9 protein-coding genes are annotated in these 3895 nt (G+C 60.9%); 8 read left to right on the forward strand and 1 reads right to left on the reverse strand.

All coding sequences use genetic code 11. The features are described from left to right. The first annotated feature begins 4 nt into the window (after positions 1-4). The 6 genes from ACILRA_RS20840 to ACILRA_RS20865 all read left to right on the forward strand — a co-directional run bounded on the left by ACILRA_RS20840 (position 5) and on the right by ACILRA_RS20865 (position 2481). Positions 5-520, forward strand: a complete 516-nt coding sequence (locus ACILRA_RS20840; RefSeq protein WP_395663975.1) for a crossover junction endodeoxyribonuclease RuvC — start codon at positions 5-7, stop codon at positions 518-520. Next, positions 517-1110, forward strand: coding sequence for an HNH endonuclease (locus ACILRA_RS20845; RefSeq protein WP_395663967.1), 594 nt, complete (start codon positions 517-519; stop codon positions 1108-1110). The genes ACILRA_RS20840 and ACILRA_RS20845 overlap by 4 nt, the downstream gene beginning before the upstream one ends. Further along, positions 1107-1370 carry a DUF6378 domain-containing protein gene (locus ACILRA_RS20850; protein ID WP_395663968.1) on the forward strand — a complete coding sequence of 88 codons (264 nt, stop codon included), beginning with the start codon at positions 1107-1109 and terminating at the stop codon, positions 1368-1370. The genes ACILRA_RS20845 and ACILRA_RS20850 overlap by 4 nt, the downstream gene beginning before the upstream one ends. Then, positions 1367-1561, forward strand: a complete 195-nt coding sequence (locus tag ACILRA_RS20855) for a hypothetical protein (protein WP_395663969.1) — start codon at positions 1367-1369, stop codon at positions 1559-1561. Before ACILRA_RS20850 ends, ACILRA_RS20855 begins: the two co-directional genes overlap by 4 nt. Next, on the forward strand, positions 1561-2118 hold the full coding sequence (locus ACILRA_RS20860; protein ID WP_395663970.1) for a hypothetical protein: 558 nt from the start codon (positions 1561-1563) through the stop codon (positions 2116-2118). The genes ACILRA_RS20855 and ACILRA_RS20860 overlap by 1 nt, the downstream gene beginning before the upstream one ends. A gap of 108 nt (positions 2119-2226) precedes the next feature. Then, a complete protein-coding gene (locus tag ACILRA_RS20865) occupies positions 2227-2481 on the forward strand; it encodes a hypothetical protein (protein ID WP_395663971.1) in 255 nt (84 codons plus the stop codon). 12 nt (positions 2482-2493) lie between these two features. On the opposite strand, the gene ACILRA_RS20870 is transcribed toward ACILRA_RS20865, so the two are convergent. Beyond that, positions 2494-2781, reverse strand: coding sequence for an integration host factor subunit beta (locus ACILRA_RS20870; RefSeq protein ID WP_395663972.1), 288 nt, complete (start codon positions 2779-2781; stop codon positions 2494-2496). Between the two features lie 228 nt (positions 2782-3009). On the opposite strand from ACILRA_RS20870, the gene ACILRA_RS20875 reads away from it, so the two are divergent. Both ACILRA_RS20875 and ACILRA_RS20880 read left to right on the forward strand, forming a co-directional pair. Then, complete coding sequence (locus ACILRA_RS20875) at positions 3010-3429, forward strand: hypothetical protein (protein ID WP_395663973.1); 420 nt, start codon at positions 3010-3012, stop codon at positions 3427-3429. Positions 3430-3615: 186 nt separating this feature from the next. Continuing rightward, positions 3616-3895 (forward strand): L,D-transpeptidase family protein (locus ACILRA_RS20880; RefSeq protein WP_395663974.1); only part of this gene is annotated, 280 nt, incomplete at its 3' end.

Consider the following 3895-nt stretch of genomic DNA (forward strand, 5'->3'; position numbering starts at 1 on the left):
CATCATGGTACTCGCGACTCTGCCTGTGCTTGCGGCAAAGGCAACCCCGACGATTCCATCCATCCTTGCCCTCGACCTGGGCACCACCACCGGCTGGGCTGTCCGAACCAGCCGGTGCCGCATCGTCCACGGCACGGCGGAATTCCGGCACAGCCGCTTCGAAGGCGGCGGGATGCGCTACCTGCGCTTCGGCAAGTGGCTCGACCAGACGCTGGAGATCACCGGCGGCATCGATGCCGTGTACTTCGAAGAAATCAGGCGGCACATCGGCACCGACGCCTCACATGTCCACGGCGGTCTACTCGCGACGCTGACATCATGGTGCGAGGCTCAGAGCATCCCTTACAGCGGGGTGCCGGTTGGCACCTGGAAAAGGTACGCCTGCGGCAAGGGCAATGCTGGCAAGGACGAGGTCATCGCCGCAATGCGCGAGCTTGGCTTCAAGCCTGCTGATCACAACGAGGCAGACGCCATCGCCATACTCCTGTGGGCCCTCGAAACCAATGGGGGCTTGGCATGATCGACCTCAATGCAGACTGGCGGTCTATCCCAGGCTGGCCAGAATACGAGATCTCGGAAGATGCGCATGTTCGACGGAGTATCGGCGGTAAAGGCGCTCGGATCGGGCACTTTCTCAGGCCATGGTGCAATCATCAAACCGGGTATTTCTTTGTTCAGTTGTGGCGTGAAAACCGGCGGCTCGGTATCCCGATCCACCGTCTTGTAGCTTTGGCGTTTCTCGGTCGCCCACCCAGCAAAGATCATGTGGTTGCACATTGCGATGGCAGCCGAGACAACAACCAGCCCTGGAACCTCCGCTGGGCTACCCGGAAGGAGAACGCTGCAGACACATTCCTTCACGGGACCCACAATCGGGGGGGCCGAAATGGGCAAGCCAAGCTCGACGAAGATAGGGCGCTCCTGATCCTTGAGATGGCTGCCAAGGGACTCTCGCAGGGAGATCTAGCCCGCCGCTTCGGTGTTAGCAGACAAGTAGTCGGCGACATCATTAACGGGCGACGGTGGAGGCATGTCGGATCCGAGCTCCGCTCGAAGATGGTCAAAGTGCCTAGATCACGGCTTTCCCAAGGCGTGGAGGACAGCGCATGAGCACCCGCGCCCAAATGTTCCTCAAGCACGTTGCGAACGTCATCGCCGAGCGCAGCACCCAGTACGGCGATGCCAGTAGCAACATGGCCGCCATCGCAGCGAGGTGGTCGGTGACGCTCGGCCGTGAGGTCACACCGGCACAGGTGGTGCTCTGCCTGCTCGACCTGAAGCTTGCCCGGCTCGCCCACGATCCCGCCCACGAAGACTCGGCGGTGGATGTCTGCGGCTATGCCGCCCTGCTGCGCGAGGTGACGTCATGAAGTGGTTCCCCCGTGGCTATGGCGGTGAGAGGCGCCCGCCCGAAAGTGTGAAGCGCGACGGCTGGATGGAGCAAGGGTTACTGGCTGTCTCGCTCGACGACCAGCGGCTGACGTGGATCGAGCGGGAACTGGTGAAGCAACTGGGCGAGAAGCTTTACGGCAAGCGCTCCCTATCGAAGGAGGTGCGGTGATGGCCCCCGGACGCAAGAGGAAACCCGGCAAGCGCTACGCCTGTGGCAAGCGCACACGGCAGGAAACGGAGAGGGACGCAATGAGCGTGGCCATCGATGCACGGCGCCGCCATTTCGGCGTCACCGCGAAGCAGGCGAAGGACGAGAGGCTTGGCAGCGCGCTGGGGCGGTTGGCCTTCCGCGAGTTGATCAGCGAAACACAGTACCAGGCAGGCGTGGCGTTTGCCGAGTTGTACCGGCAGCACCACGCGGTGTGTGGCCTGCCTTCGCCCAGCCCACGGTCGATCGCAGGGCTGCTCGTCAACGAAGGCATCTTCGGGGCCAGCCCCAGTGAGCCGGTACTGGAGGTCATCGAGAAGCTCAAGCGGCGGTTCAAGTCCGCCGCCGACGCACTCGATGCTTGCGACCGTGAACATCGAATGTCGCAGGGCCGCCGCCCGACGTTGCTGGTCTACCGTATCGTCTGCACCGATGAGGATGCCATGAACTGGCCGGAGGAGGATATTGGGAACCTGCGGGTGGCGCTGAACGTGCTGGTGCGGTTGTTTCGCATGTGAAGCCCATCAACAGGCACGGAGCCGGGGCTGGTCATCCGGTCCCGTTTTCCCGACTCGACAGCTAGAAATGTTTCTGATATGTTCCAATCCTCGGTTCGGAGTAAGATCATGGCCAATGTCACATATTTCGTCATGGTGCCCTTCAAGGACGCGGAGGGCGAACTCGTCGCTGAGCAAGGCGTGCAATGCCTTTCTGAGGGGTCTGCCAAAGCCCAGGCGCGTAGCGCCGTAGCCAAGGGCGCCGTTGGTGCTATTGCCTTCAAGCGCTCCGGGGATCCCAACATCGGTGAGTACAGCGAGGCCGTGCTCATCTGCAAGGAAGGCGATCTGCCGGACAGCGTGATGGAAATGCTGGCGGCGTGAACACTTCCAGCCTCAGGCTTTTGGTTCATTGAGGCGTTTGTGGAGGTCCTTGCCGCACCTGAATGTGGGAATGCGCTTGGCGCAGACATCGACGGAGGTGCCGGTGCGTGGGTTACGGCCCAGGCGGGCCTCGCGTGATTTGACCGTAAATGCCCCGAACCCGCGCAGTTCAACGCGACCACCTGCCAGCAAAGCGTTCGTGATTTCGTCGAGAACGATATTCACGATGCGATCGACGTCCTGGATGTAGAGGTGAGGGTTATTGTCTGCGAGTTTCTTCGCAAGTTCCGACTTGATCATGCATCATACTCCCAGGCAAACTCTCCAAGGCAACGCTGCCAAAGCGGGAACAAAGGGTCAAGGCTGCACGCAGGTGGAGCCAAGCCGATCTTGCTACGAGATCCAAAAGCGGGATCCTGCGGTTTTCCTCCGAAGTTCAGGCTTAGCACCGGTGCTGACAACTCTGCAGTTGATCCCATAACGGCAGATTCATAGTCTTACATGTTGACGGCTGGAGGAGGGAGAAACATGAGAATTCTGGCGATCATCCTTGGAGCTGCGGCACTGGCCGCCACAAACCTGATAGCTGTGCAGGCATATGCTGACAGCTGCTGGTGGCATAACGGTTCGCTGATGCGGCTTGAGGCCAACGGCAATCAACGGTGGTTTACATACGAGAGGCCAAAGCCGGAGCTCCGCCGCTCGGGGGTCCAGGAAGGTACGCTGCTCTTCGACGGCGTGCGGCGTGGTTCCCGATACATTGGAACGGCAAGGGTGTTCTCTCGGTACTGTCTCGCGCATCCGCTGGAATATGCGGTGGAGGGTTCGGTGAGCCGGAATGACACGAGGGTCGTTCTCCGAGGAACGCGGGAGGTCCAGGAACGCTGCGCGCCGACCGGCCGCGTCAGGACTGATACGCTGTTGTTCGACTACGCCTTCGACTGCTGATCCCGCTTGGCCTGGCGCCACTTGCTTCCATGATTTGCCGGCGTGCCTGTTGACTGAGATGAGCCCTTAGGCGCGGGGGGCTTGATCTTTTTCCGCCTGCCGGGGAATCCTTGGCATAAAATAGCAGATCCGGCCGATTCCAATGGCCCGAAGCCGGCCGGAGCGCCGAATAAAGGGGGAGGCTCCATGAAGCTTAGGGCAATGATTCTCGGCGCGCTGGTCGCGGTACTGTTCGTTCCTGTGGCGCAGGCCGCGAGCGTGATTGCGAGGGTCGACAAGTCGTCCCAGACCATGACGGTCTATCATCATGGAGAGGTGATCGGTCAGTGGCCGGTATCAACGGCGAGAGCCGGGAAGGTTACGCCATCGGGAACATGGACCGCGAAGTCGATGAAGCGGTACCACCGGTCCAGCCGCTACAACAATGCGCCCATGCCATACTCGATCTTCTACAACGGGCATTTCG

The sequence above is a fragment of the Aestuariivirga sp. genome, assembly GCF_044239095.1.
GTDB lineage: Bacteria > Pseudomonadota > Alphaproteobacteria > Rhizobiales > Aestuariivirgaceae > Aestuariivirga.

Coding starts and splice junctions, on each gene's coding strand:
- ACILRA_RS20840 (WP_395663975.1), top strand. CDS start 5: ATGGTACTCGCGACTCTGCCTGTGCTTGCGGCAAAGGCAACCCCGACG.
- ACILRA_RS20865 (WP_395663971.1), top strand. CDS start 2,227: ATGGCCAATGTCACATATTTCGTCATGGTGCCCTTCAAGGACGCGGAG.
- ACILRA_RS20855 (WP_395663969.1), top strand. CDS start 1,367: ATGAAGTGGTTCCCCCGTGGCTATGGCGGTGAGAGGCGCCCGCCCGAA.
- ACILRA_RS20845 (WP_395663967.1), top strand. CDS start 517: ATGATCGACCTCAATGCAGACTGGCGGTCTATCCCAGGCTGGCCAGAA.
- ACILRA_RS20870 (WP_395663972.1), bottom strand. CDS start 2,781: ATGATCAAGTCGGAACTTGCGAAGAAACTCGCAGACAATAACCCTCAC.
- ACILRA_RS20850 (WP_395663968.1), top strand. CDS start 1,107: ATGAGCACCCGCGCCCAAATGTTCCTCAAGCACGTTGCGAACGTCATC.
- ACILRA_RS20875 (WP_395663973.1), top strand. CDS start 3,010: ATGAGAATTCTGGCGATCATCCTTGGAGCTGCGGCACTGGCCGCCACA.
- ACILRA_RS20860 (WP_395663970.1), top strand. CDS start 1,561: ATGGCCCCCGGACGCAAGAGGAAACCCGGCAAGCGCTACGCCTGTGGC.